26 protein-coding genes are annotated in these 25,904 nt (G+C 61.4%); 9 read left to right on the forward strand and 17 right to left on the reverse strand.

The window, feature by feature from the left end; all coding sequences use genetic code 11:
• Nucleotide 1: 1 nt before the first annotated feature.
• From M728_RS08600 to M728_RS08640, 9 genes are all read right to left on the reverse strand, one after another.
• Nucleotides 2-445, reverse strand: coding sequence for a hypothetical protein (locus tag M728_RS08600; RefSeq protein WP_034884145.1), 444 nt, complete (start codon nucleotides 443-445; stop codon nucleotides 2-4).
• Nucleotides 446-485: 40 nt separating this feature from the next.
• On the reverse strand, nucleotides 486-1,460 hold the full coding sequence (locus tag M728_RS08605; protein WP_026622174.1) for a YVTN family beta-propeller repeat protein: 975 nt from the start codon (nucleotides 1,458-1,460) through the stop codon (nucleotides 486-488).
• A 1-nt stretch (nucleotide 1,461) separates the two neighbouring features.
• Entirely contained in the window at nucleotides 1,462-2,649 is a 1,188-nt protein-coding gene (locus tag M728_RS08610; RefSeq protein WP_026622175.1) for an ABC transporter substrate-binding protein, read from the reverse strand.
• Nucleotides 2,650-2,898: 249 nt separating this feature from the next.
• Entirely contained in the window at nucleotides 2,899-3,768 is an 870-nt protein-coding gene (locus tag M728_RS08615) for a substrate-binding domain-containing protein (protein WP_034884135.1), read from the reverse strand.
• Complete coding sequence (locus tag M728_RS08620; protein ID WP_026622176.1) at nucleotides 3,725-4,261, reverse strand: c-type cytochrome, methanol metabolism-related; 537 nt, start codon at nucleotides 4,259-4,261, stop codon at nucleotides 3,725-3,727. The genes M728_RS08615 and M728_RS08620 overlap by 44 nt, the downstream gene beginning before the upstream one ends.
• 77 nt (nucleotides 4,262-4,338) lie before the next feature.
• A complete protein-coding gene (gene xoxF5, locus M728_RS08625; protein WP_026622177.1) occupies nucleotides 4,339-6,141 on the reverse strand; it encodes a lanthanide-dependent methanol dehydrogenase XoxF5 in 1,803 nt (600 codons plus the stop codon).
• Nucleotides 6,142-6,323: 182 nt separating this feature from the next.
• Complete coding sequence (locus tag M728_RS08630) at nucleotides 6,324-6,737, reverse strand: c-type cytochrome (protein WP_026622178.1); 414 nt, start codon at nucleotides 6,735-6,737, stop codon at nucleotides 6,324-6,326.
• A 13-nt stretch (nucleotides 6,738-6,750) separates the two neighbouring features.
• The gene (gene fghA / locus M728_RS08635; RefSeq protein WP_026622179.1) at nucleotides 6,751-7,581 is read right to left on the reverse strand and encodes an S-formylglutathione hydrolase; all 831 of its coding nucleotides are present in this window, start codon (nucleotides 7,579-7,581) and stop codon (nucleotides 6,751-6,753) included.
• Between the two features lie 8 nt (nucleotides 7,582-7,589).
• Nucleotides 7,590-8,717 (reverse strand): S-(hydroxymethyl)glutathione dehydrogenase/class III alcohol dehydrogenase, encoded by a 1,128-nt coding sequence (locus M728_RS08640; RefSeq protein WP_370906469.1) that lies wholly within the window; start codon nucleotides 8,715-8,717, stop codon nucleotides 7,590-7,592.
• A gap of 168 nt (nucleotides 8,718-8,885) precedes the next feature.
• Between M728_RS08640 and M728_RS08645 the strand changes: the two genes are divergently transcribed.
• Nucleotides 8,886-9,491, forward strand: a complete 606-nt coding sequence (locus M728_RS08645; RefSeq protein ID WP_026621712.1) for a hypothetical protein — start codon at nucleotides 8,886-8,888, stop codon at nucleotides 9,489-9,491.
• A 73-nt stretch (nucleotides 9,492-9,564) separates the two neighbouring features.
• On the opposite strand, the gene M728_RS08650 is transcribed toward M728_RS08645, so the two are convergent.
• The 7 genes from M728_RS08650 to M728_RS08680 all read right to left on the reverse strand — a co-directional run bounded on the left by M728_RS08650 (nucleotide 9,565) and on the right by M728_RS08680 (nucleotide 16,563).
• Nucleotides 9,565-9,918: a hypothetical protein gene (locus tag M728_RS08650; protein ID WP_026621713.1), complete on the reverse strand. Its 354-nt coding sequence runs from the start codon at nucleotides 9,916-9,918 to the stop codon at nucleotides 9,565-9,567.
• Nucleotides 9,915-10,586: a hypothetical protein gene (locus M728_RS08655; protein ID WP_026621714.1), complete on the reverse strand. Its 672-nt coding sequence runs from the start codon at nucleotides 10,584-10,586 to the stop codon at nucleotides 9,915-9,917. The genes M728_RS08650 and M728_RS08655 overlap by 4 nt, the downstream gene beginning before the upstream one ends.
• Before the next feature lie 100 nt (nucleotides 10,587-10,686).
• The gene (locus tag M728_RS08660) at nucleotides 10,687-12,930 is read right to left on the reverse strand and encodes a hybrid sensor histidine kinase/response regulator (protein ID WP_026621715.1); all 2,244 of its coding nucleotides are present in this window, start codon (nucleotides 12,928-12,930) and stop codon (nucleotides 10,687-10,689) included.
• Complete coding sequence (locus tag M728_RS08665; RefSeq protein WP_026621716.1) at nucleotides 12,927-14,096, reverse strand: FIST signal transduction protein; 1,170 nt, start codon at nucleotides 14,094-14,096, stop codon at nucleotides 12,927-12,929. The genes M728_RS08660 and M728_RS08665 overlap by 4 nt, the downstream gene beginning before the upstream one ends.
• Nucleotides 14,097-14,139: 43 nt before the next feature.
• The gene (locus tag M728_RS08670; protein WP_026621717.1) at nucleotides 14,140-14,829 is read right to left on the reverse strand and encodes a response regulator transcription factor; all 690 of its coding nucleotides are present in this window, start codon (nucleotides 14,827-14,829) and stop codon (nucleotides 14,140-14,142) included.
• Nucleotides 14,830-15,099: 270 nt separating this feature from the next.
• The gene (locus M728_RS08675; RefSeq protein WP_026621718.1) at nucleotides 15,100-15,309 is read right to left on the reverse strand and encodes a hypothetical protein; all 210 of its coding nucleotides are present in this window, start codon (nucleotides 15,307-15,309) and stop codon (nucleotides 15,100-15,102) included.
• A 219-nt stretch (nucleotides 15,310-15,528) separates the two neighbouring features.
• Nucleotides 15,529-16,563 carry a LacI family DNA-binding transcriptional regulator gene (locus tag M728_RS08680; protein WP_026621719.1) on the reverse strand — a complete coding sequence of 345 codons (1,035 nt, stop codon included), beginning with the start codon at nucleotides 16,561-16,563 and terminating at the stop codon, nucleotides 15,529-15,531.
• Nucleotides 16,564-16,717: 154 nt separating this feature from the next.
• Between M728_RS08680 and M728_RS08685 the strand changes: the two genes are divergently transcribed.
• The 8 genes from M728_RS08685 (at nucleotide 16,718) to M728_RS08720 (ending at nucleotide 24,932) form a co-directional block, all read left to right on the forward strand.
• Complete coding sequence (locus M728_RS08685; RefSeq protein ID WP_026621720.1) at nucleotides 16,718-17,698, forward strand: sugar ABC transporter substrate-binding protein; 981 nt, start codon at nucleotides 16,718-16,720, stop codon at nucleotides 17,696-17,698.
• 105 nt (nucleotides 17,699-17,803) lie between these two features.
• Entirely contained in the window at nucleotides 17,804-18,850 is a 1,047-nt protein-coding gene (locus M728_RS08690) for an ABC transporter permease (protein WP_026621721.1), read from the forward strand.
• A gap of 10 nt (nucleotides 18,851-18,860) precedes the next feature.
• Nucleotides 18,861-19,859 (forward strand): ABC transporter permease, encoded by a 999-nt coding sequence (locus M728_RS08695; RefSeq protein ID WP_026621722.1) that lies wholly within the window; start codon nucleotides 18,861-18,863, stop codon nucleotides 19,857-19,859.
• A 9-nt stretch (nucleotides 19,860-19,868) separates the two neighbouring features.
• Entirely contained in the window at nucleotides 19,869-20,693 is an 825-nt protein-coding gene (locus tag M728_RS08700) for an ATP-binding cassette domain-containing protein (protein WP_026621723.1), read from the forward strand.
• A 107-nt stretch (nucleotides 20,694-20,800) separates the two neighbouring features.
• Nucleotides 20,801-21,706, forward strand: a complete 906-nt coding sequence (locus M728_RS08705; protein ID WP_026621724.1) for a sugar phosphate isomerase/epimerase family protein — start codon at nucleotides 20,801-20,803, stop codon at nucleotides 21,704-21,706.
• Nucleotides 21,703-22,728, forward strand: a complete 1,026-nt coding sequence (locus tag M728_RS08710; protein ID WP_026621725.1) for a Gfo/Idh/MocA family oxidoreductase — start codon at nucleotides 21,703-21,705, stop codon at nucleotides 22,726-22,728. Before M728_RS08705 ends, M728_RS08710 begins: the two co-directional genes overlap by 4 nt.
• 33 nt (nucleotides 22,729-22,761) lie before the next feature.
• Entirely contained in the window at nucleotides 22,762-23,934 is a 1,173-nt protein-coding gene (locus tag M728_RS08715; RefSeq protein WP_026621726.1) for a Gfo/Idh/MocA family protein, read from the forward strand.
• Between the two features lie 56 nt (nucleotides 23,935-23,990).
• A complete protein-coding gene (locus tag M728_RS08720; protein WP_026621727.1) occupies nucleotides 23,991-24,932 on the forward strand; it encodes a sugar phosphate isomerase/epimerase in 942 nt (313 codons plus the stop codon).
• Nucleotides 24,933-25,542: 610 nt separating this feature from the next.
• On the opposite strand, the gene M728_RS08725 is transcribed toward M728_RS08720, so the two are convergent.
• On the reverse strand, nucleotides 25,543-25,791 hold the full coding sequence (locus tag M728_RS08725; RefSeq protein ID WP_026613789.1) for a hypothetical protein: 249 nt from the start codon (nucleotides 25,789-25,791) through the stop codon (nucleotides 25,543-25,545).
• Between the last annotated feature and the right edge of the window lie 113 nt (nucleotides 25,792-25,904).

Raw genomic sequence — 25,904 nt, forward strand, 5'->3', positions numbered from 1 at the left:
GTTACTGAATGGAAATCGCGACTTTTTGACTGTCGCTTGTGGTGTTCGGAATCCTCACCTCGTAGCTTCCAGGCTTTATGGCGATGAAGGACAGGGTCGCCGTGCCCGCCTCGTCGAATTCGAGACTGTCGATCGCCATGGGGCGCACTTCGATGCCGTTGATGACGATCTCATTCATCCAGATCGCACGAAAGAACGGCGCACCGGTGAGTGCCAGCTCCGCCGACCCGTCCGCGGTGATGCGCATTTCGTAATAGGCGCCGGACTGCAGCGCGATGGCACCCTTGCCGAGCGGCTTGCCGGAGCCAAGCGTGATCTCGATCGGCTCACCTCGGTTGCATTTAGCAAGCAGCCCGGCAAAGCCGAGCTCGCCGCACAGCGGCGCGGCAACGGCCGAGCCCGCCGAGAAGAGCGCGGCGAACGCCGCGGAAATCAATTTATTCACGATGAAATCCTCCCCAATGGTCTTGCCGCATTGCTCCTCCTCAATTCGGGGCGACCACAACCCCCCAGGGTTGCTCCCCGACTTGAACCGAGCGGATCACCTCTTCCGCCTTCACGTCGATGATGCTGACGTCGTTGGAATTGCCGTTGGTGGTGATCAGGAATTCCTCGTCCGGGGTGAATGCCATCTGCCAGACCCGCTGACCGACGAGCAGGTAATCGAGCACCTCGTCCGTCGCCCCGTCGATCACCGCGACGCGGTTGGCCGGGCCGAGCGCCACGAAAACGCGCGAGCCGTCCTTGGTCGCTTTTACGCCGACCGGCTGTAACCATTCGGGCAGCACGCCAGGTACGGCGAAGGTGATCTTCTTGGTGATCTTCGGCTCAGCGGCCGATAGATCGATCACGGAAACGGTGCCGCCGATCTCGGAACTGACGTAAAGCTTCTTGCCGTCGGCCGTGAATTCGGCATAGCGCGGCCGCTGGTCCACCAGCACATTGTGCACGATCTTGTAGGTCGAGGCGTCGATGAAATGCGCCATGTTGGTGGTTTCGGACGTATTGATCACCGTTTTGGCATCCGGACTTACCGCAACGCCTTCAGGCTCGACGCCGACCGGCACCTCGGCCAGCACCTGGCGCGTTTTTACATCGACAACGGTGACCAGATTGTCGTCCTCGTTGGCGATGTAGAGTGGATTGCCTGAAGGATCGAGAGCGAAAAGTTCCGGGTCCGGGCCTGACGGAAGCGTATGCAGTTCCTTGTACGTCTCGGGATCGAAGACACGGACGGTATCGTCGTCCGACGCGCAGACATAGAGTTCCTTCCCATCCGGGCTGATGGTGATGCCGCGCGGCCTGTTACCGGCCGGAAAGGTGGCGATCACCTCCCAACTTTGGCTGTCGAGCACGGTGACACTATTGCCGCGTTCGTTGCTCACGAAGACCTTGTTGGCCAAGGCAGGACCGGCAAACATCAGAACGGCCGGCAGGAAGGCCAGTGCGGATCTTAGCATTCTATCCTCCGAAGGCTTGGCAGGCGGTTTCGGGCGCATCGATGCCCAGAGTGTCGAGCGGCGAATGCTGGTGCAGGAAACCGTCCTGCGGCGAAACGGAAACGGTCACCCGGCCGTCGGTCAAAAGGATCGGCTGGCGCAATTGCCCGTTCCAGGGGCGGAAGGTCAGCTTCTGCCCCTTGAACGCAGCCAGTTCGAAATCGGCCGAAAGGGCGTAGGCCCGCACCCTTGCCGGATCGGCCTTGCCGGACCGCGTCACCACCTCGCCGATGACGCGCATGGCAAGCCAGGCCTGATAATCCTCCTCGCGCATGTTGCGCCCCGTCAGTTTCTCGAAGCGGCGTTGAAACTGTGTCGCGCCCCAAGCTTCATGGGCGGCATGCCAGGACACGGGGCGAAGGCCCGCAGACCCGGTGACAGGCCTCGGATCCCAAGTGTGATACGGCAGGTAGGGTGCAAAGACGCCGGCCTCATCGGCCGCGACGATCACGTCATAATCCTCGGCATCCTGAGTAAAAACGGGGATCTGCTTCTGCACCATGACATGGCCCGTGTCTGTGCGCCGACCACCGCCGGTGTCGACGAACTCGCGTTCCTCGACGATCTCCGCGCCGAATTTGGCGACGGACTTGCGGTAGCTGTCGGCCAGAAGCTTGTCCTCGGGATGCGAGCCGTGGATCAGCAGGATACGCGACCATTTCTTCCACATGAGGAACTGGACAACGCCGTCGCTGAGCATGGAGCGGCTCGGCGAGACATGCAGCACATTGGCCCGGCAGTCCGCATCGCGCAGCGCCTCGTCGCGAGCGCCGGCGTTTAAAAGCAGCACCTCGGGCCCTGCCCTGTCGGACAGAGCCTTCAGCATGTCCCCTTCCGCGATCACCGCGATGAGCCCGATGCCTTCGGCTTTCAGCGCATCGAGCGCCGCCTCCGCCTGCTCCGGCGCGACCACCTGCGTTTTCACGGTGTAGTCCATGCCCGTGAAAGCGCCTGTCGTCCGATTGTCCTCGTTCCCCAGCATGGCGCCGGCGAACCCCAGATCGGCGGGCGGCGCGTCGAGCCGCGAGATCGGCGGGCCGAGCACACGATCGATCCTGAGCACGGCCGTCTTCACCTCCGCTGCCTGCAAAGGGGATGCGACAATCATCGCGGCCGAGAAAACGGCAAGCGACAGCGATAGCTTAGACATTGCCCGGACGACCTCCCAATCTTCCCGACACTTCCCGCGAGTAGGAGACTAACAGCGCAATTTGTGGCGTAAAACCGATACTTAAGGAGCGTAGTTTAGCATAATGCCTATGCTGGGCCGGGCCTGATGCAACGCATTCTGACAGCGCTTGTCAGTGATCATTTGACACCTCGGTTCGCCGTCGCCGTAGGCCGACTGGCCCGACCGGAAACGCGATCGGCGGGACCATGGAAAGGAGCTGCGGAGCGGTCAGTTCTGCACCTCGAGCGGGCCGATCCCCATATCGTTCAGGAGCGGCACGCCCGCTTTCGCGAGAATGGCGTTGATCTCGGACTGATTGCGGCGGATCAGCGAATTCAGCTTGCGCTCCCAGACCTTCTCGCCCTGCCGCACGCCCATCGTGATGCGGTAGAAGAGCCTCGGCGGCGTCGGCTCCGACAAAAGCGGCGTCACCTTCAGGTCCGGATGGCTGGCCCTTACGAGCGGCGCGCCGATCGGCCCCCAGAGGATGGCTGCGTCGATGGCACCGGATTTCAGGTCGGCAAGCATGTCATCGGCCGGATCCTCGTAGCGCCGATCGACCATCAGATGGTAGCCCTTCGCGTTGGGCATCAGTCCGTTTCTCGCCAGGTGCGTGGCCGGCGGGGTTCCCGCGACGATGCCGACCCGCTTGTCCTTGAGAAGGGGGTCGGACAGCGTCGTGACGCCGGCCAGCGGACTGTTCAAAGCGACGATCAGCACATAGGCCGAGGTATAGTAGTGGTTGGTGTTCAACACCAATTCGTCGCCCTGGGCATAAGCGATGACCACATCGCAGGCATTGGCCTGCAAGGTCTTGCGAACGAAGCCGGTCGCCATGGGAAACCATGTGTACTGCAGCGGCAGTCCGAGCTTTGACGCCATCAGCTCGGCGATCTTGTTCTCGAACCCTGCACCTGAGCGATCCGACATCGGCAGATTGGCTGGATCGGCACAGACCCGAAACGCCGTCTTCGACACCAGGTCCGACGTCTGAGCCAGCGCCGGCGCGGTGCCGGCAAAGGCCAGCAGCAGAACGCCGGCGGCTGCGGCCCGGCTAGTTGTGACCAAGGCAGGAGTTTTCAGCATCCCGGATCGCATCCGTTTTCGGTTCCTTCTTGGCCGGCCTTCCCCGTGGCAGCGCATCGGCTCCGCGCGCTTTCAAATAGACGTAGATGTCGTCGAGATAACACATCACGTTGACGTTCTCGCCAAAGGCAGGCATCACCGAGTTCTCGGCAGCATTCACCTTCTTGCGTCCATTCGTGACGACATCGATGAAGGCGTAGTAGTCCATATCTATCGCGGAGTTCTTCAAGGCCGGCGCATAGCTCGATCCCTCGCCCTCCGGACCATGACAGACATGACATTCCGAATGGTAGCGGCGAAAGCCCGAATAGGTCAGCCAGTCGACCGTGCCGTCCTTGGCGATCTTGAAAGTGGGAACGTCGTCGGCGGTGTAGTAGCGCCCGTTTTCGTCGCGGACGGCGGTGATATTGTCCTTTGGCGCTTGCGCGTCTTCTGCGCCTGCGGCGCCGGCCATGAGCGTCAACACGGCAAGGATCATCGTTACGGCGGGTGTTAATCTGGTCATCTTGCGTCCTTTTGGGCGGAGAACGAACGGGCGCGGGTTTCAACGGCCCGCGCCCATTCCTGAGCGGAGATTGCCGCTTATTCGGGCAGCTTGAACACGGTGAGCGTGCCACCGAGCGCGGTGTAGTTGCTGAGGGCCGAATAGCCGCCGACGGCTCCGAGACCGTCATTCGGGTTGGTGAGCCCGGCTGCGAGACCGATACCGGCCCAGCCGCCGACACCCGAAAGCACGGCGACATACTGCTTGCCGCCGTGGGCATAGGTCATCACATTGCCGATCACTCCGGAAGGCGTCTTGAAGCGATAGAGCTCCTTGCCCGTCGCGGCGTCGACCGCCTTCAGATAGCCCTCGAGCGTACCGTAGAAGACCACGTCACCGGCCGTTGCCAGAGCGCCCGACCAGACGGAGAACGGTTCCGGCAGGGACCACTTGATCTTGCCTTCCTTGTTGTCCCAGGCGATGAAGTTGCCCATGCCACCGTGGCTGTCCTTCGGCGGATACATCGACAGCGTGGCCCCGACATAGGGCTGACCGGCCGTGTAGCTTACCCGGAAAGGCTCATAGTCCATGCAGACGTGGTTCGTCGGCACGTAGAACAGCTCGGTCTTCGGCGAGTAGGCCGCAGGCTGCTGATCCTTGGAGCCGAGCGCCGCCGGGCAGACACCGGTCGTGTTCGTATCCTCGCCGTTCTGCTCGGTCGAATACTGTGCCACGACTTCCGGTCGACCATATTTTTCGGAGTTCGGATCCATATCCACTTTGGTCGCCCAGTTGACCACGGGATCGTACTTCTCCGCCACCAGCAGTTCACCGGTTACGCGGTCCATCGTATAGCCAAAGCCGTTCCGGTCGAAATGGGTCAGCAGCTTGCGATCCTGGCCGTCGATCTGCTGATTGGTCAGGATCATCTCGTTGACCCCGTCATAATCCCATTCGTCATGGGGCGTCATCTGATAGACCCATTTGGCCATGCCGGTGTCGACGTCGCGCGCGAAGATCGTCATGGACCAGCGATTGTCGCCGGGCCGCTGGGTCGGGTTCCAGGTCGAAGGATTACCGGAGCCGTAATACACCAGGTTCTGCTCGGGATCGTAGGAGTACCAGCCCCAGGTCGTGCCACCGCCGATCTTCCACTGATCCCCTTCCCAGGTGGTGAGGCCCGAGTCCTTGCCGACCGGCTTGCCCAAATTCGTGGTCTTTTCCGGGTCCATCAGCGTATCGCTGTCCGGGCCCATGGAGTAACCGCGCCACACGACCTTGCCATCCGCCATCGAATAGGCCGTCACGTGGCCGCGGACGCCGAACTCACCGCCGGATATGCCGACGAGAACCTTGTCCTTCACCGGCATGACGGTGGCGGTATTGGTCTCTCCCTTGGAAGGATCGCCGTTCTTGACGCTCCAGATCACCTTGCCCGTCTTGGCATCCAGCGCCACGACGGTCGTATCGGCCTGATGCAGGAAGATCTTGTTGTCCGCATAGGCAACACCGCGATTGACGGTGTCACAACACATCACGGGAATGACATTCTCGTCCTGTTTCGGCTCGTATTTCCAGACGATCTGTCCTTCCTTGCTGAGATCCAGTGCATAGACCGTGTTCGGGAACGGCGTATGCACATACATCATGTCGCCGACCACCAGCGGCGAGCCCTCGTGACCGCGCAGAACGCCGGTCGAGAATGTCCACGCCACCTGCAGTTTGCTGACGTTATCCTTGTTGATCTGGTCGAGCTTCGAGTAGCGCAGGTTGGCATAGTCGCCGGTTTGGATGGCCCATTGATTGGGATCATCGATGAGCTTTTGCAATTCCGAGTTGGCGAGAGCGACCTGCGCGCCGCCTATCGATGTCAAGGCAAGCATTGTAAGAAGTCGTTTCATTTCATCCTCCTCTTGAGTGCTGCCGATCAGGGCCCTTCAGCCCGCTCGCCCCGGAAAAACCTTGCGGTCTCCTCTTTTCCCGGTATCGGCTTGCGACACGGTTTCGCATGGCCTGGGCAAATCTCCGTAAGCTGCCGTGGCCGCCTTCCTCCTGCTGTTGTTCGAGCCCTCCTCCCTTGCGTTTAAGGAAACGTCGCCAGATATGCGATCAGATCGGCGCGCTCCTGATCCTTGCGCAATCCCGCAAAAGTCATCTTCGTGCCGGGCAGGAACCCCTTCGGGTTGGTCAGAAACTCGCCGATCTTCTCCGGCGTCCAGATCAACCCTGCCTCGGCTTCCTTGCTCATCGCGGGAGAGTAGGCGTAGCCTTCGACTTTGCCCGCCGGCCGGCCGATTACGCCGGTCAGCACGGGACCGGTCTTCGATTTGGCGTCCGGACCGATCGCGTGACAGGCCTGACACTTGCGAAATACCTTCTCGCCCGCGGCTGGATCGCCCGCCGCGGGGTCGAATGCGAGTGCCGGCGCAGTCATGCCCGCCAGCGTTCCGCCGAATACGACGACAGCCGCCAATTGGGTACCAAGTCTTGAAGCCATACCTTCCTCTCCGTTACGCGGCCTTCAGCCGCTCTGCATGCCAGCGCACGTGGTCTTCGCCAAAGCTCGCCACGAAGTAATAGCTGTGGTCATAGCCTGCCTGCATCCTGAGGATGCCGGCCTGCCGCCGCTCCGCCAGCAGCCGGGCCATCGCCTCGGGCTGCAACTGCCCTAGAAACTGGTCGGCCACGCCCTGGTCGATCAGGATGTCGCCATGCCAGCCGAGTTCGCTGAGCAGCAGGCAGGCGTCGTACTTGCCCCAATGGGCCTCGTCGTCGCCGAGATAGGCGGAAAACTGCTTGCGGCCCCAGTCGGACCGGGTCGGGTTGACGATCGGCGCGAAAGCCGAAACCGAACGGAACTTTTCCGGATTGCGAAAGGCGATCGTCAGTGCCCCATGGCCACCCATCGAGTGGCCGGTGATGCCGCTGACGCCGTTGAGCGGCAATTGCTCCTGCAGAAGCGCGGACAATTCCGTGACGATGTAGTCATACATCCGGTAGTGGGGTGCCCAGGGCTTCTGGGTGGCGTTGACGTAGAAACCCGCACCCTGGCCGAGATCATAGGCTTCGTCGTCGGCGACGCCTTCGCCCCGCGGCGAGGTGTCCGGGAAAACGAGCGCCAGCCCCTGCTCCGCCGCGTGCCGCTGCAGGCCCGCCTTGATCATCGCGTTCTCATGGGTGCATGTCAGCCCCGAGAGATACCACAGGAGCGGGACCGGCCGTGTCCGCGCCTGCGGCGGCATATAGAGGCCGAACGTCATCTCGACGCCGCAGACCTGAGACGGGTGCCGGTAGACCGATTGCGTTCCGCCGAAACATTGGCTTTGCGTTACGAGTTCCATGTTCGAGCTCAATACAGGACCACACTCCGGATGCTTTCGCCGGAATGCATGAGCTCGAAGCCCTTGTTGATGTCCTCGAGGGCCAAGGTGTGGGTGATCATCGGATCGATCGCGATCTTGCCTTCCAAGTACCAGTCGACGATCTTCGGCACGTCGGTGCGGCCGCGGGCGCCGCCAAAGGCGGTGCCTATCCAGCTGCGGCCGGTGACGAGCTGGAACGGCCGCGTCGAAATCTCCTGGCCGGCGCCGGCCACGCCGATGATCACCGACTTGCCCCAGCCGCGATGCGAGGCCTCGAGCGCCTGGCGCATCACCTTGACATTGCCGGTGCAGTCGAAGGTGTAGTCGGCGCCGCCGATCTGGTCGGCGCCGCGCTTCGTCAGGTTGACGAGATAGGCGACGATGTCGTCGCCGACCTCGGTCGGATTGACGAAATGGGTCATGCCGAACCTTTCGCCCCAGGGCTTCTTGGCGTTGTTGAAATCGACGCCGATGATCATGTCGGCACCGGCGAGCCGCAGCCCTTGAATGACGTTCAAACCGATGCCGCCGAGCCCGAAGACGATCGCCGTCGCGCCGATCTCGACCTTGGCGGTGTTGATCACGGCGCCGATGCCGGTGGTGACGCCGCAGCCGATGTAGCAGATCTTGTCGAAGGGCGCGTCGGGATTGACCTTGGCGACGGCGATCTCCGGCAGCACGGTAAAGTTCGCAAAGGTCGAGCAGCCCATATAGTGGTGGATCTTGTCGCCGTTAATCGAGAAGCGCGAGGTGCCGTCCGGCATCAGCCCCTGGCCTTGGGTGGCGCGGATGGCGGTGCAGAGATTGGTCTTGCGCGAAAGGCACGAGGGGCAGGCGCGGCATTCCGGCGTATAGAGCGGGATGACGTGGTCGCCCTTCTTCACCGAGGTGACGCCAGGGCCGACATCGACGACGATGCCGGCGCCCTCATGGCCGAGGATTGCCGGAAACAGCCCTTCCGGATCGGCGCCGGAGAGCGTGAAGTCGTCGGTATGACAGATGCCGGTCGCCTTGACCTCGACCAGCACCTCGCCGGATCGAGGACCTTCGAGCTCGACTTCGGTCACAACAAGGGGTTTTCCGGCCTCAACAGCCAGAGCAGCGCGTGTGCGCATGGATCGCCTCCGGTAATGCGTTATTTATGCGGCCTTGTCGGGCCTTGTGCACAGATTACAGACGGGCCAAAGCACAAAGACAATTGCGACCTTAGTGTGTAAAACGCGACTTTTGGCTTCTCCCGTGGTCAGCCTATACTGACGTTCTTTCAATGAGGGAGACGAGAGATGAGAGCCGCCGGTTACGCGCTCGGTCTGGCGCTTTGCCTAACGCAGGCCCTTGGCACCGCAGGCGCGGTGGACTTTTCCGACCCCGACTGGCCATGCATTCAGCGCAAGGTCGAGAAGCTGTCGGCGAGCCTGATGTGGCCGGCGCCGGTAACCCGCACGCCCCTTCCGCCTGCGGCAAACGACCTCGTCGAGGTCCTGTCGCTGCGCCGCGTTTCGCTCGAGGAGGCAGGGGCCCTTATTCAGACCTTCGTCGAGAAGACCGCGCCGGTGGATGACCGGCTGCTCGGCAATATCTTCTACGGCGTATTCGAAAATCTGTCCGGCAATCGGCAACGGCTGATCGCTGGCATCGCCCGCTATTCCCGTAGTCAGATTGCACTGGCCGCCCGGATCGACGAGGCTAGGGTCGAGATGGCGAAGCTGACGGGTGAAGCGAAACCGGACTTCGACCGTATCGACAAGCTTGAGGAGCAGATCGACTGGGATGAGCGCATCTACCGTGATCGCTCGCAGGCGCTCACTTATGTCTGCGAAACGCCGGTGATTCTGGAAAAGCGCGCCTATGCCATTGCCCAGCTCCTGCTCAAGCACATGCCAGATTGAGCTATATCGCTCCGTGCGGCAGCCGGGGGCGTCCGCGACTGAAAAGATCGAACAGACGCCACCGGAGCGTGGGTCAGAAGCACAGCATCTCCGCCTCTGCCTGAGCGCGTCTCAAATCGGCCACCATGATGCGGGGCACGACCGCCGATTTGAACATGGCCATCTGTTCGCCGCTTCCCTGCTGGAGGGAAAGCACCGTTTCGGCTTGAACATATTTGTCATAGGGCAGGATGGAAGCGATCACATCGATCGAGCAGGCACATTTGCTTAACACCGCCCGGCTCTGGCCGTTGGCCGCCATGCAGGCAAACACATAATCCGCCCGGACTTCGGTCGGATAATCGTTCAGACGCTCCGACATGCTCTGTCCGCTGGCCGGCACCGCCGCTGCGACGAGTGCCAGCGCCGATATGACAGCCCGCATCATGGCCGGCCCTCCCCGGCCGCTTTCAGGGTAATGGCATTGGAATAGCCGACCTCCGCTCCACCGGCGGCTGCGGGAATCGTGGCAACCAGCGAATAGTACCAACCGGGAATATCGTCCGACACGGTGACGGCGAGCGCCAGTTCGGAGAACCGCCCCATCCGCTCGCGCGCCTTGTCCTTCATGAACGGTCGGATCGTCACCTCCCGTGCAGCGATCTCGCGATCCCGGTAGCGGACTGACACGCGCATGATTCGGGCATCGCGCAACAGCGCCTCCTTGATACGATTGCGCATATAGAAGGGGCTGCCTCCCGATTGCGCGGAAATATCGGCGAGGACGCTTTCAAGGAAATACATGATGACGGGATTGCCGACCGAGGCCGGATAGTTGCCAAGCCCGCGCGACCGGGTGCCCTGATAGAGTGTCATGGCGACATTATCGTCGGGCTTGATCTTCAGACCGATGCTGAAGCTGCCGCCTGCCTGCCCTTCGTCGACGCCCGTTATGATCCTGTCGTAGACGAGCGTGCTTTGGCCGGCTTCGCTGCGCGCAGTCGCCTCGAGCCCCTTCAGCGCCGTCGACCGGAAGAGAAGGTCGTAAGTTTCCGCAGCCGCCAGCGGCCCATGACCGACGCCGAGGAGCAGGGCAAGCAAAAGAAGAACGCGCATCGCTGACCTCCCGTTTCGCGGCCCGTTAGGGCTCCCGTCCATTCCACAAGGCTAGCAATGGCTGCTTCAATGTCACCGGAGACCTTTGTCTGTGTTTGATTCATGCCATGCGCGAACGGGTCTTCCAGTCGATCAGTGCTCGCAGCCGCACCGGCTGCACCGGTTTGGCGAGCATGGCGAATGACATTTCGTTGCAGAGCCGCAGAAATTCCCGCTGCCGGTTGGCCGAAATGATGACCGCCGGAATTTCGACTCCCGCCAGCGCGCGCAGCGTACGGATCGTTTCTATGCCATTGTCGCCGTCGTCCAGCTGGTAATCGGCCAGCAGAATGTCGGGGGCCGTGCCGATTTCCTGCATCAGCGCCACCGCATCGGCAGTCGAGCCGGCCGCCAAAACGCTCGCCCCCCAGCTCTCCAGAATCTGCGTCATGGCGTGAAGCTCGTCGGGATCGTTCTCGATAACCATGACGATGAGATCGAGGCTGCCATCGATCATCGACTCCATCGTCGGACCTTCGCAGACGCTGGCGCGGCCGGATACGGCGACCGGCACCTCGATCGAAAAGACGGAGCCGCGGCCGAGCCGCGACACCAGCCGGATTGGATGATCGAGGTGCCGACAGGCCCGTTCGACGATCGATAACCCGAGTCCCATGCCTGTGCCTTTTTCCGCGCCGGCGGCCCGGGTGAACTCGTTGAAGATCCGCGTCTGGTCCTCCTCCGAAATGCCGATGCCCGTATCCCACACTTCGATCCGCAGGCGATTGCCGCTGAGCCGGCAACCGACCAGCACACGGCCATGCTCGGTATACTGGATGGCGTTCACCACCAGGTTCTGGACGCAGCGCATCAGGTATCGCTGATCGCTGGTGACCCAACGCGTGGAAGGAACAATCCGAAGGTCTATTCCCTTTTCTGCCGCCAAGGGCGCCAGATCTTCGGCCACGCCCTGCAGCAGGGTGCCAAGATTGAATGACGTGATGTTGAACTCGGCCCCGGAACTGTCGAGGCGCGAAATATCGAGAAGCGCCTGCAGAAGCGATTCGATAGAGGTGAAGGATCGGTTGAGCCGGCTGACCACCTCCTCCGCTCCCGGTTGCCCCACCGTTTCCGTCAACATCGAGAGATAGAGTTTCGCGGCATTGATCGGCTGAAGAAGGTCATGGCTGGCCGCCGCGAGAAAACGCGTCTTGGATGCATGCGCCGATTCGGCCGCCTCCTTGGCCTGCCGAAGAGCGGCTTCGATTTTGGCTTGCTCATCGGCATGGATCTGCAGCAGGCGATTGGCCTCGGTCAGTTCTGCGGTCCGCTCCTGTACACGTTGCTCCAGAAGCGCCGCCGCCTGGGTCTCCGTCGTCACGTCCATGATCGACACGATGAAGCCGTCGTCGGGCAAGGAACGGACGCGAATGTCGAGACTCATCCCGTCGCGCCGCTTGAATCGCTCTTGTACCGTCTCGCCGCGGCGCGCGGCCTTGAACCAGCCGGCGAATCCGGAACGGCGACCTTTGCGGTCGAGAATCTCGTGACGCTCGACATGTTCGACGATGCGCTGAAAGCGGCTTCCCTTCTTCAGAAGCGAAAGGGGCACGCCCAGAAGCTCGCCGAAACGCTCGTTGCGCACGAGCAACTCGCCGCCCGACGAAAACGTGCAGATGCCGAGCGACATGTGATCGAAAGCGGCCTGCAGGAAATGGGCCTGCTGGTCGATCAGGCGGTTCTTCTCGCGCCGGTTCTCCCGCACGATGTCAGTGATCTCGGTTTGCAGGACCGTGATATTGTCGGAGCTCGTTTGCCGATAGGAAATCTGAAACCAGCGGTCGTTCCTGAGCGCCACCACGAAGGACGAAAAACGCTGGCCGGATCTCTGCTCTTTGACCACCGGCTGAGGTCGGCCGATCTCCCCCTTTTCGTCCCGGTTCAGATACTTGCTCGCATTGACAGCCGCGAGATAGTCGTCGAAACCGAGGCCCGGCTTGATCAGCGGCTCGACATCGGGAAGCAAGTGCCGGAACTGCGCATTGCAAACCTGCAACCGCTCTTCGGAGAAGAGGGCGAAGCCGTCTTCCATGGCGACCATGGCATCGGCAAGATTTCTCTGGATGCGCTCCTGCGTCTGGTACGCGATTTCAAGCTCGCTCGACGCCCTGCCGAGCGTGTCGAGGGCCTTTTCAAGATCCTTGGTCTTTTCCCAGACCTTAGCCTGCAGTGCGATGGCCGATTCAAAAAGCGAATAGGCGGAGCCCCCGATTTCATGGCTGCGCTCAGCCCGGTTGATCAGGGCCTCGATGATCTTGGCCTGCTTGGCAATCTGGATCTCGTGGGGTTCGTCCGGATTGATCACAGCGGCACGCCTCCCTTCGGCCGGAAAAATGCGACGCCGACGAAGGTCTGGTTCACATGCACGCCGAAATGCTGTTCACCATAGGTGCTGAAACCGACGACCCGTCGCTGCCGGAAATGCTCGGACGCCTCACCACCCAGGCCCTTGCGCTCGATCTCGAGCTTGCGAAGATAGCAGTCGAAACCCAGGATGAAGTCGGGCGCTTCACCGTCCTCGTTGCTGACAGCGAGCCCTGTAGCGAGGGTGCGGATGATTTCCTTGCCGCGACCGAGCGTCAGCAGCAGACCGTCGTCGATCGCCGAAAGGAAAGTGAGCCCATGTTCGTCGTGAATCTGCTGGATCGCCCGCACGTGATAGAGATTGCGATTGCGCACCAGCACCGGGTTCTCGGCGAAGATCGTCGGCGACAACTCCGCAACCGGCACCTTGACAAGCCGCGCATATTCCTCGGCCGCCGGTGAGCCGTTGATCTCGAGAACCAACCGCTCCTCCGGAACCGCGCGGGTGACCACCATGCGTGTTTCCGTGGGCTGGAAATGATCGAAGCCGAGACCGCTGAAGGGCAGATCGGTTTCCAGCAGCAGCAGAAGCGCGGCGTTGCTGTGGAATTCTCCGTTGCGCAGCACCTGCGTGCGCTCGAACCGCAGCCCGTCGCCGGCCGAACCGCCAAAGACAGGAATGTCCTTCAGTCCGGCCTCGAGGGCCGCCATCAGGATATCCTCCTGTTTCGACAATCCGTCGGCGAAGATCAGGGCGAGCCTTTTTCGGCCCGGCGTTGCGCGAAACTGGGAGACAAGCCGCTCCGTCTGCGACACCACATCGGCAATCGAGACCGGCGAGATCGGCTCGAACAGGATCGAGGCCACCCGAAAGTGACGCCGCTGGAAGGCAATCGCCAGCAATGCGTCGTCTTCGTACCCTCGCGGCGTGATCTGGCCGGCCGTCGTGCAGCCGAAGACAACGGTATTCGGCAACGATGTCCGCAGAGCGTTGGCAAGCTCAACGGGTTGCAGCCTGTTCGGCACAAACAAGAAGATGAAGCTTGGCCTTGCCGTGGCGAGTTGCCGCCTGATCTCGGCAAGGGCGAGGGCCGCATCATCGGCGTGCGAGACGGCGATCCGCACCGCCTCCGCCGGTTTGCGGTCAAGATCGTCGACAGCCGTCATGCGCCGCCATTCCTCCGCTTCCTGACCCTTGCTCCAGCACTCCTCACTGCAGGTTGTGGCGGATCGAGACTTCGCGCACCAGCATTGCCGCCTGCGTGCGATTATGAACGCCCAGCCGGCGCAGAAGCGCCGTGATATGCGCTTTGACGGTCGCCTCGGCCAGCTTCATCTCGTAGGCGATCAGCTTGTTCGGCATCCCTTCGCAGATCAGGCCCAATATGCGGGTCTGCTGCTGCGATAGATGTGCGATCTTGCGCGAAATCGTTTCCACCGACTCGTCCACAGCCGGGGTGCGTGCCGGCAAGGTGTAGCCGGGCGGCACGTAGATCTTGCCGTTCCAAATATCCTGCATCGCCTCCTGAAAATTCTCACGGCCGATATCCTTGGGAATGAACCCTGCAGCACCGGCGGCAATCACCGACTGGACGATGCCTTTGGATGTGATCGCCGAGATCACAATGACCGGTATATCGGGAGTCTTTTCCTTGATCTTGAGAAATCCGCTCAGGCCCGACGCATCGGGCAGGTTCAAGTCAAGCATGATCAGATCGGGTGAAAACCGCATCCGCAGTTGGTGCAGGGCTTCGCTCAGCGAGGTCGCGGTTCGAATTCGACGCGTATTGAAGGTGTTTTCCATCGTCGCGGCCAGCGCATCGCAATAGAGCGGATGATCATCGATCACCAGTGCCGACTTAATGGAAAGCGAGTGGACGGACGAAGCGGTCCGCGGCATGGCTCTCCTCCCAAGAATACTTCCCAGGTTAACCGAGCAGCCGACCGGCTCCACGCATTACCGGAAAATATTTCTACTCCCAATGCCGTCATGCTCTCCTCAGCACGACAGTGAGGGAATTTGTCGCACAGTTTTCCGGACCGGGCAATTCCCGAGTTCAGGACGCCCGCCATGCTGGACCATTGGCATCCGCCGGTAAAGGATTGGGAAGAGGCAGCGCGGGGGCCGCACACGGATGATCGCTCCTCGGAGATTGCCGGGCTGAAGGACTCAGATGAGCTTGCCAACGTCTGGGCGCTTGCAGCGCCATTTTTTGACACGAAGAGCCGGGTGCTGCTCCGACCACTCGGCGATGTACATGACGGAGCGGAACATGCACTGGGTAAGAGAGCCTGGGCCTTGGAGCGGCAAAGTCTCCTCTCGGCACCGATCGGGTGCGGATGCAAGGCATACTGTCAGTATAAGCGTTACCAGCTCCATGACATTCTCGGCTCTACGATTGTTTCCCCCATTGAATTTACGCATATGCTAATAGAAACTTCAATGAAGGTGCCCTTGAGCTATATCACCAAAACTGGGCCAATCCGTGCTGCTCGAATGTGCTTGGTTGCAGCCCACGCATCAGCATCGAAAAGTCGCGACCTTTGCGCATCCGATAGGACGCGCGGCGCGCTGTAGGCTCGGTAGCGGTCCGCACGCTTAAACGCATTCGGGCGTAACAGTTTCGAAGGGTACGATCCGCTGCACGATCGAGCCGGCCGCTCCTCCAGCGATCGCCCCAAGCATGACATCGATCAGTTCGTCCGAAGTACGCTCGAGCGGGTGGCAAAGGGCCGCGGTGATCAGTCCCTCGGAGAGGCCCTTGCGCGTCTCGGGCCCGATGTCGCGGCAGACGATACGGATCTCGCGTTGGCGCTCCAGCGGCACTTCCCGTACCGCCCGCAAAACCCCGGAAATGCCGCCTCCTCCGACGAAGAAGCCAATGAGATCCGGTTCCTGGCGCATAAGTGATCGGACTATCCGGTAGGCATTCTCCGGCTCTTCCTGCGTGGGAACAGCGTCGGCGACGATCGTGTTGGGGGCGTGTTCTCGTATGTACGAGCGGAAACTCGCATCAGCGATGTCCTGGCAATGATAGCGGTGATTGCCGATGAACGTGACGATTTTCCCAGGACGGAGTTTCGTCTGGTTTATGAACCAGGCGGCTGTGCGTCCGAGCTTCCAATTGTCGGTGCCGACATAACCCGCACGGCTTGGCGCCGACTGGTCGGTGATGTAGGTGATGACCGGAACTCCCTTTGCGCGCAACGATTCGATCGCCTGGCCAATCAAGGGATGATCCGCCGCGACCAGCGCAACGCCGTCGGTGCGCTCTCCAAGGTTCAGCAGATTGGCGGCGATCGCCTCCGGCGTAAGATCATCCTCAAAGTGTACGGTCGGCTCCACTACCGCGTCCTTCCGCCGTGCAGCGGCTGCGACAATGGAATCGCCGAACATCCGATAGAGTTGGCGATGCGACTGCTGCAGCAGGAACCCTAGTTTGTAGCGAGGCAGAGCAATGCGGCTGCGCTCGCGAATGGCGCCCAATCCGTAAAAGCCGATCTCCTCTGCGGTTGCCATGATGCGCTGGACAGTTGCGGGGCGCACCGTGCCGGTACCATGCAGGAGCCTGTTCACGGTCGACAGGCTCACACCGGCGGCTTGTGCGAGATCGGCGATGGTCGGGCGGCTCATCGGAACACCTCTTGATGTGTCATATGTCAATGACATCTTTTGGCATAAAATACCATACGTGCCATTATCCACGTTTCTTTCTGACACTCCAAAAGATACAAATCAACTCGTATTCGTGAAACCCCATCGGGAGGATGGGAGTGGGAGGAGAGATATGACGCGAATGAAACATTTTCTTGCGGCTGCAATAACGACGGCGCTGGTCGCGTCGGGCGCTACGGCTGCCATGGCCGAAGGTGCCAACATCTTTGTCGTCGGCGGCAAACCGGACGATCCGTTCTGGTCGATCGTGAAGCGCGGCGCCGAAGACGCCGGCAAGGTCGTGGAGGCGCAGGGCGGATCGGTAACCTGGCTCGGGCCGCAGAACTACGACAACCTTGGTGTTGATGCGGCGGAGCTCATCCGTCAGGCCATCGATCAGGGCGCTGACGCGATTGTTGGCCCGGACTGGGTGCCGGAGGCAATGGATCCCGCATTCAAGCAGGTCGTCGATGCCGGCATCCCGCTGGTCATCTATAATGCCGGTGGCATCGAAGCTGCCGACCGCCTCGGCGCGATGAACTATGTCGGTTCCAACGACTACCTGTCCGGCAAGGCCGCAGGGACTTACTTCGCCAAGAAGGACCTGAAAAACGCCGTCTGCCTCAACACGCTGCCGGGTGCGGCGAACATCGAAGCCTTCTGCAAAGGCATGATCGACGGGGTTACCGAAGGTGGCGGCGTCGGCTCGGCGCTACCGCTGCCGGCAACCTCCTTCGGTTCGGCGACGGCCGTGGCGCAGGCCCTGAAAGCGCACCTGCTGCAGAACCCGGACATCAAGGCCGTGTTCGCGATTGGCAACGTCGACACGAACTCGGCGGTAAACGGAGTGACGCAGGCCGGCAAGCAGGGTCAGGTACATGTTTGCGGCATGAACATGGATGAAACAATCCTGAACAACATCAAGAGCGGCACCCAGCTTTGTGCGATCGACCAGCAGGGTTACCTGCAGGGCTATCTGGCGGTCTCGATCCTGAATGGCAAAGTCAACTATGGTCTCACCGTGCCGACCCGGGAAATCCTGACCGGTCCCGGCGTGATCGACAAATCGAACGTCGATGCCACCCTGGAGGGCGTGAAGGCAGGCGCCCGCTAAGTCTCGGCTGAACCTCGCGGAAGCTGCCTGCCGTCCAGGCAGGCAGCTTCCAGTCTTCCAATAGCGTCGGGCGTCCCAGTCCTTCGGCTTCATTGGTGGTATCAAATGAACACGACAAACGGTGTCCATGCCTCGTCGATTCCTTCGGGTGGCCAGAATATCAAAGCGACCATCGGTCAGCTTTCCCGTCGGCCCGAAGCCGGGTCTCTCCTCGGCTTGATCGCGGTGTTCGTCTTCTTCGCTGTGGTGGGCGGCCAGGCCTTTCTATCCCCGGCGGGCTATGCAAGCTGGCTCAACGTCGCCGCCGAGATCGGCATTGTCGCACTGCCAATTGGGCTCTTGATGATCGCGGGAGAAATGGACCTCTCGATCGGCGCGGTGATTCCGGCGTCATCCCTGACGATGGCCATCATCTCCGGCCACTACGGCCTTCCCGAGATTGTCGGAATTTCCGCCGGTCTCGGCGTCGGGCTTTTCGTCGGATTGCTCAATGGCTACATGGTCAACCGGACCGGGGTGCCCTCCTTGATCGTCACTATCGGTTCGATGTTCGCCGTCATGGGCCTCACCCTGGGCTTCACGGTGCTCATCGCAGGCAGCACCGGCGTGTCGCTCGTGCCGAGCCCTACCGTCAAGGCGATCCTCGGCGATTTTGTCGGCGGCATGTTTCAAGTGACGATCTTCTGGTGGCTCCTCTTCGTGGCCGCGTTCTTCTACCTGCTGCACGTTATGCCTGTAGGCAACTGGATCTTCGCGCTGGGCGGCGACAAGGTCTCGGCCCGCAACGCCGGCATCCCGACGGCTAGACTGACCACCGCGCTCTACATGCTGTCGGGCTTCTCTGCCGCCTTCGTCGGCGTCAGCCAGGTGCTCGTCTACCAAAGTGCACAGGTGCTCGCGGGGCAATCGTTCATCTTCAATTCGATCATGTGCGTGGTCATTGGCGGTGTGCTTCTGACCGGCGGCGCCGGGTCGGTGGTGGGCATTGTCCTCGGTACGCTCACCTTCGCGATCGTCAACCAGGGCATTTATTTCACCGGCATCGACCCGAACCTTGGCAGCATCATTATCGGTGCGCTCCTGCTGCTCGCCGTGATGATGAACGACAAGTTCCGGCTGATGGCGATGTCCTACGCAGCGAAGAAGAAATGAGGGCGGAGAAATGAATAGTTTTTCCATTGGACAATTTGCGCGCCGCCCGGAATTCGGCGCCGTGTTGAGCTTCGTCGCGGTGATCGCCTTCTACATTGCGTTTGGTGGCGTGAGCCTGGGTGCGCTCTTCGGCGCGGCAAGCTGGGTCAATTTCGCGGCCAACCTGGGCATCGTCGCACTGCCAGTTGGCCTGCTGATGATCGCTGGCGAGCTCGACATCTCGATCGGCGCGATGATCCCGGCGGGCTCGATGTCGATCGCCATCCTGTCGGGCTATTACGACTTGCCGATCGTGATCGGCATGCTCGGGGCGCTCGCCTTCGGCGTTCTGGTGGGGCTGGTCAACGGCTTCCTGGCGGTGCGCACGAGCGTGCCCTCGCTGATCATCACGCTCGGCACGTTGGTCGCAGTGCAGGGTCTCGTCCTGGCGGGATCCGTCATCCTTACAGGGGCTGCCTCCGTTCCGCTCGAAGCGCCGGCCTGGGCCAAGGTGGTCTTCGGCCAGCTCATCGGCGGCAAATTCCAGGTGATCATCCTGTGGTGGTTCGCGCTAACGTTGGTCTTCGGTTTCGTTCTCCACGCGACGCGCTACGGCAACTGGATTTTCGCGATGGGCGGGGACGAGGTCAGCGCCCGCAATGCCGGGATCCCGACCAGGCGGCTCAAGATCGGCCTCTTTGTTCTGTCGAGCACGGCCGCTTCCTTCGTCGGAATGTGCGGGGCGATCCTGTTCAACTCCGCGCAGGTCTCCGGCGGCATGAACTATATCTTCAACACGATCGTCTCGATCGTGGTGGGCGGCGTGCTGCTCACCGGCGGCTTTGGTTCGGTTGCCGGCATCTTCCTCGGCGCGCTGACCTTTGCAGTCGTCAACCAGGGCATCTATTTCACCGACATCGACCGCAACTGGTCCAACCTCATTATCGGCGTGATGCTCATGGCCGCCGTCCTGATGAACAATACCTTCCGGCAGATGGCTCTGAGCTTCGTGCCGAAGAGAAAGAAGTGAGTGTTCACCATGTCCGACAATACTCCGATCCTTGAACTGCAAAATGTCGACAAGAGCTTCGGTCCGATCGACGTGCTGCACAATATTTCGCTCAAGGTCCGTGCGGGCGAGGTGCTGTGCCTGCTCGGCGACAATGGCGCCGGCAAGTCGACGCTCATCAAGACCCTTGCCGGGGTGCACAAACCGACACGCGGCACGATCCTGATGGACGGCGAGCCGGTCGAATTCAGTGGGCCGCGCGAGGCGCAGGAAAAGGGCATCTCGACGGTCCATCAATTCGGCGGCACCTTTCCGCTGATGTCGATCGGCCGCTCCTTCTTCGTCGGCGTCGAACCGACCAAGGGCTGGGGGCCGTTCAAGGTCTATGACCGCAAGACGGCCAACGAAGTTGCCGTCAGGGCCGTGCAGAACTTCGGCATCACCCGGATCGACGATGGCGATCGTCTCGTCGGGGGGCTTTCAGGCGGCGAACGCCAGTCGCTTGCGATCGCCCGTGCCGTGCATTTCGGGGCCCGTGTGCTGATCCTCGACGAACCAACAGCCGCCCTCGGCGTGAAACAGGCCGCGCATGTGCTCAGGATCGTCAACGAGGCGAAGCGGCGCGGTCTGGCGGTGATCTTCATCACCCACCAGGTCATGCACGCGATGGCGGTGGGGGATCACTTCGCCGTGCTCATCCGTGGGGCAATCGCCGCTGATTTCCGTAGGGGAGAGAAGACCCGTGAGGAGATCACCGACCTGATGGCGGGCGGAGAAACCATGGCGGACCTGGAGGCTCAGATCGAAACCTACATGCAAAGCCACGAAGGGCATCCGCCGCCGCCAGCCCAGTAATCGCTGACGGTACCACAAACGAAATTGCGCAATGCGCCAGCTTCGACAGCGCCTGAAGAGACCGCCGTCGGAGGAGCGAGAATTGCGTCCGGAATCTGGAGGTCAATATGAAGATTGCACTCGACCCGTTCATGCATCGTCATCTCTCGCTTGAAGAGTTGCCCCGCAAGGTCAAGGAACTCGGCTACGATTGGATCGAGCTTTCGCCGCGCGGCGATTTCCTCGAATGGTTCAAGGCGCCGCGCGTTTTCCCCAACCGCATCAAGAGCTTCAAGAAGGCGCTCGCCGAACAAGGCGTCGGCATCGCCTCGCTGCTGCCCATGTATCGCTGGGCTTCCAATGACGAGACCGAGCGTCAGGCGGCGGTGAAGCACTGGAAGCGCGCCATCGAGATCGCCGTCGAACTGGGCGTCGACACGATGAATTCCGAGTTCGGCCGCGGCCCGCACCCGGACAAGGGCTCCTGCTACTGTTGCCACACCGGCTCGATGATAGAGGCCTGCGAGGACGCCTGGTGGCGCTCGATGGAAGAGCTGGTCCCGCTCTTCGAGCGCGAGGGCATCATGCTTCATGTCGAGCCGCATCCCGAAGACTGGTGCGAGACACTGCAGCCGGCGCTCGACATCATCCGCACGGTCAATTCGAAGAATGTCAAATTCCTCTACTGCGCGCCGCACACCTTCTATTTCGGTGACGACACCAAGGCGATGCTCCGAGAGGCGGCGGACGTTCTTGCCCATGTCCATGTGGGCGACACGTTCAACCATAAGGCTTCTTCGGGGCTGCGCTATATCCTCAACCCGCCGGGCACCAACGCCCGGGTACACCAGCACCTCAACATCGGTCAGGGCGAAGTGCCCTGGGACGACTTCTTCAGCACCCTCGCTGAGGTCGGTTTCGACGGCATCATGACCGCCTGCGTCTTCGCCTGGGAAGACAAGGCGGACCATTCCGGCAAGTTCATGCGCGCCGAGATGCAGCGCTACATCGACAAGTACTGGAGGGCAAAATGACCCTCCAGGTTGGTGTCATCGGCACGGGTATGATCGGCCAGGATCATATCCGCCGGCTTACGAAAGTCCTGTCCGGTGTCGAAGTCGTGGGTGTCACCGACATCGACCAGGCCCGCGCTGCTGCCGCCGCCCCCGACGGGGCGGAGGTGTTCGCCACCCCCTCGGCCCTGATTGCGTCTGAAAAGATTGAGGCCGTGATCATCTGCTCCTGGGGGCCGGCGCACGAGGAGCAACTGCTCGCCTCTATCGCCGCCGGCAAGCCCGTCTTCTGCGAAAAGCCCCTGGTGACGTCCGAGGCGGCCGCGCTGCGCGTGATAGAAGCCGAAGTCGCCTTTGGCCGGCGTCTCGTGCAGGTGGGGTTCATGCGCCGTTTCGATGCCGATTATCGCCGCCTCAAGACCGCGACCGACGGAGGGAGACTCGGCGCTCCGCTCATGTTCCATTCCGTCCATCGCAATGCCTCGGTGCCCGAGGGGCTCTACACGTCGGAGATGCCGCTGAACGATACGCTGGTGCATGACGCAGATATCTCCCGCTGGCTGCTGTCGGACGAGATTTCCGGGGTCGAGGTGCGGGTTCCGCGCCGGTCATCGCGTGGTGGCGCGTTGCGCGACCCGGTGTTCGTGCTCCTGCACATGGCCTCCGGTGCGCTGGTCGATGTCGAGATTTCGGTCAACATCGCCTATGGCTATGACATCCGCGGCGAGGTCAGTTGCGAGACGGGTGTCGCCGCGCTTCCAAACCGCCCGGCAACCGTGATCTCGGATTCGAACGGCATTCGCCAGGCGATCCCCGTGGATTGGCGCGAGCGCTTCATCGAGGCTTACGACCAGGAGTTCCGGGAATGGATCGTCGCCGCCTCGGAGGGCACCGCGACCGGTCCCTCCACCTGGGATGGGTACGCGGCCACCCTCGTGGCCGATGCCGCCCTGCGTGCCGCGGCGAGCGGCGGCCTTGAACCAGTCAACATGATAGAGAAACCGGACCTTTACGGAGCTCCGACCGCCATGGCGGCGGAATGAACCGGTAGACCATTTTCAGGAAAAGATGATCAGATGATCAACGGAGAAAGAACGATTTCCCGCCCGCTCCGCTGGGGCATGGTCGGCGGCGGCCGCACCGGCCAGGTGGGATACAAGCATCGTACCGGTGCGTTGCGCGATGGTACCTATCAGTTGCTGTGCGGTGCCTTCGACCTCGACGAGGCGCGCGGCCGAGATTTCGGCGTGAAGCTCGGCGTCGAGGCGGACCGCTGCTACACCACCTACCGGGAACTGATCGCAAAGGAGTCGGCGCGCGAGGACGGAATAGAGGTGGTCTCGATTGCCACCCCCAACTTCACCCATTTCGAGATCACCAAGGCGTGCCTTGAAGCCGGACTGCACGTCATCTGCGAAAAGCCGCTCTTCTTCACCGTCGCCGAATGCGAGGAGATCGAAAAGCTTGCCGAGCAAAAGGGCCTGATCGTCGGCGTCACCTACGGCTTCACCGGCCATCCGCTGGTTCACCAGATGGCCGCCATGGTGAAGAAAGGCATGCTGGGCGATATTCGCATCGTCGACATGCAATATACCCATGGCTTCAACTCAGGCGACGACGTGGGTGCGGGCGAGGCCGTAAAGTGGCGCACCAATCCCGAGACCGCCGGCCCGACCTTTGTCCTCGGCGACATCGGCACGCATCTCTATTACCTGTCCGAGATCGTCCTGCCGCACATGAAGATCGAGAAACTGCTCTGCGACCGCAAGGCGTTTATCCCGACTCGTGCGCCGCTCGAAGACCATGCCACGGTGCTGATGCACTACGACAACGGGGCACGCGGCCGCCTCTGGGTCTCCTCGGTGGACGCGGGGAACATGGGCAGCCAGCGCTACCGTTTCGTCGGCTCCAAGGCCTCCGTCGAATGGTCCGACAGCCGTCCCGACCAGTTGATCTACGAAGTCCAGGGCGAGCCGAACCGCACCCTGCATCACGGCATGCCCTATCTCGAGGAAGAAAGCCTAGCGATCGACCGCATGGGCGCGCTGCATACGGAAGGTCTCGGCGATAGCTGGTCAAACATCTACCTGTGGATCGCGCAAGCGGTCGACGCGAAGAGGCGCGGTGACGAAGCCTTCCTGAACACGCACCACTATCCGGGCATCAAGGCGGGCACCGAAGGTGTCCGCTGGCTGGAAAACTGCGTCCGCTCGGCCGACGCCGGCTCCGCCTGGGTCGATTTCAAATAGCTCCTCCCCAACTGGGGCGCACCGAAGTGCGCCCCCTTTTTTCGGACAGAGACAAGATGAAACTTTCCATTTGCACCGATGTCATGGGCGATCTCTCCTTCACCGAGATGCTCGACAAATGCGTGAAACTCGGCGTTGAAGGTATCGAGATGACCGGCGGCGGCTGGTCCCGCGCGCCGCATTTCCGAGCCGACGAGCTGCTGGCCGACAGGGCACTCCTGAGGTCCAAGCTCAAGGAAATCGAAACGCGCGGCCTCGAAATCGCGGCGCTGAATTGCTCGGCCAACCCGCTCGATCCGGGTGCTATGGGCAAGCGTCACCGCAAGGAGATGGAGCAAACGATCCGTCTTGCCGGTGAAATCGGCGTCAAGACCATCGTGACAATGTCCGGTCTGCCGGAAGCAGCACCCGGCGACACGGTGCCGAACTGGCTCGTCTATACGAAGAGCTGGCCCGGCGAGATGCCGGAGCGCGACCGCTACCAATGGGAAGATCGTGCGTTTCCGCTGTGGCACGATCTGGTGAAGCTCGCCAAGGAGGCCGGTGTCGAGAAATACGCACTCGAAAACTTCTCGGCCATGCTCGTATGGAATCCCGAGACCCTTTTCCGTCTGCGCAACGAAGTCGGCCCGACGGTCGGCATGAACCTCGACCCCTCGCATCTGATGTGGATGGGCGCCGATCCGATCGCGTCTGCCCGCGCGCTCGGCGATGCGATCCACCACTGCCACGGCAAGGACACCCGTATCGAACGGGGACTTGCGGATGTGAACGGCCTTCTCGAATTGAAAGATGTGACCGACGTCGCGAACCGGAGCTGGAACTACGTTGCTGTAGGAGCAGGCCGTGATCTGCAGTGGTGGAAGGAGTTCTTCTCTGTCGTGCGCATGTGCGGCTACAACGGCTGGGTCAGCCTCGAGATGGAAGATTTCACCATGTCGGTCGAGGCCGGCATCACCTCTTCCGTCAATGCCCTGAAACAGACCATCAGCCGCTAGACCGTTGATGCCGATCGGGAACCCAAGGCCGCCCGCGGATACAATGCGAGGGGCGCTCCTCCCCTCGCCAGCGTCGGAAGAGGATCAATCATGCGAGCTCCGACAGAAGAACTGCCGCCGAAGAGTCTTGCTGAATTGAGACTGATAATAGCCTCGAGAAAACTCGTCCTCCCAAGACAACTCGAGTACATTCTCCGGGGTGCCATGTGCAAACCAGAACTCGTCGCGTTCGGCACCGCGCGGTCGATCGCACGCGCCTGCTCCGTTTCGCCGACGACGGTCGTTCGGCTCTCCCGCTTTCTAGGCTTCGCGAGTTTTCACGAGTTCAGGAGATTGTTTCGAGAGCACCTAAAGGAGCGTATCGCCCGAAATAGGGATACCCGCGAGCGGTATGTTGGAGGTGACGTGCCGTGTGTCGCGGCGCTAGACCGACGCGCTGATTAACTGATTTGGAACACACCCGCGATTGAGGCCGTTCAGTCCTCATGAAAGGAGGAAGCAATGAACCAGATCATCTATCTCGTGGGATTAGTTGTGATCGTAATCGCTATCTTGTCGTTCTTCGGTTTGGGCTGAACTCGGCCGCAGCGATCTCGCATCTTCCCGGCGGCTATTCGAACCCCGCCTGGCGAAACCATTCCTGTATGCCGGCAAGCACCGCTGCCTTGGCGCCATCGAGGGTTGGCGCATAGTGGAAGCCCGTCTCGCGCGTACCGTTGCATTGGGAAATCCGCCAAGCCCAGTCGCTCATCGTCTGGCGCTTCATCACAAAGGCGACTTCGTGCCGCCCGAGCATAGCGCAATAGGTTTCGTTGCGCAGCGGCAACCACATCAGGCGAATCTCGGTAACCGACACCATCCCAACCCTCCAGCACAACCTTAAGATATAGGACGGCCGCCAAGTGCCTGAAACCCCACCAATTGAGGGGCATTGCTCCCATGGGAGCCACGCGCACGCGAAGCGGCGTGTGC

This window comes from Ensifer sp. WSM1721, assembly GCF_000513895.2.
In the GTDB taxonomy this organism is placed as follows: Bacteria; Pseudomonadota; Alphaproteobacteria; order Rhizobiales; family Rhizobiaceae; genus Sinorhizobium.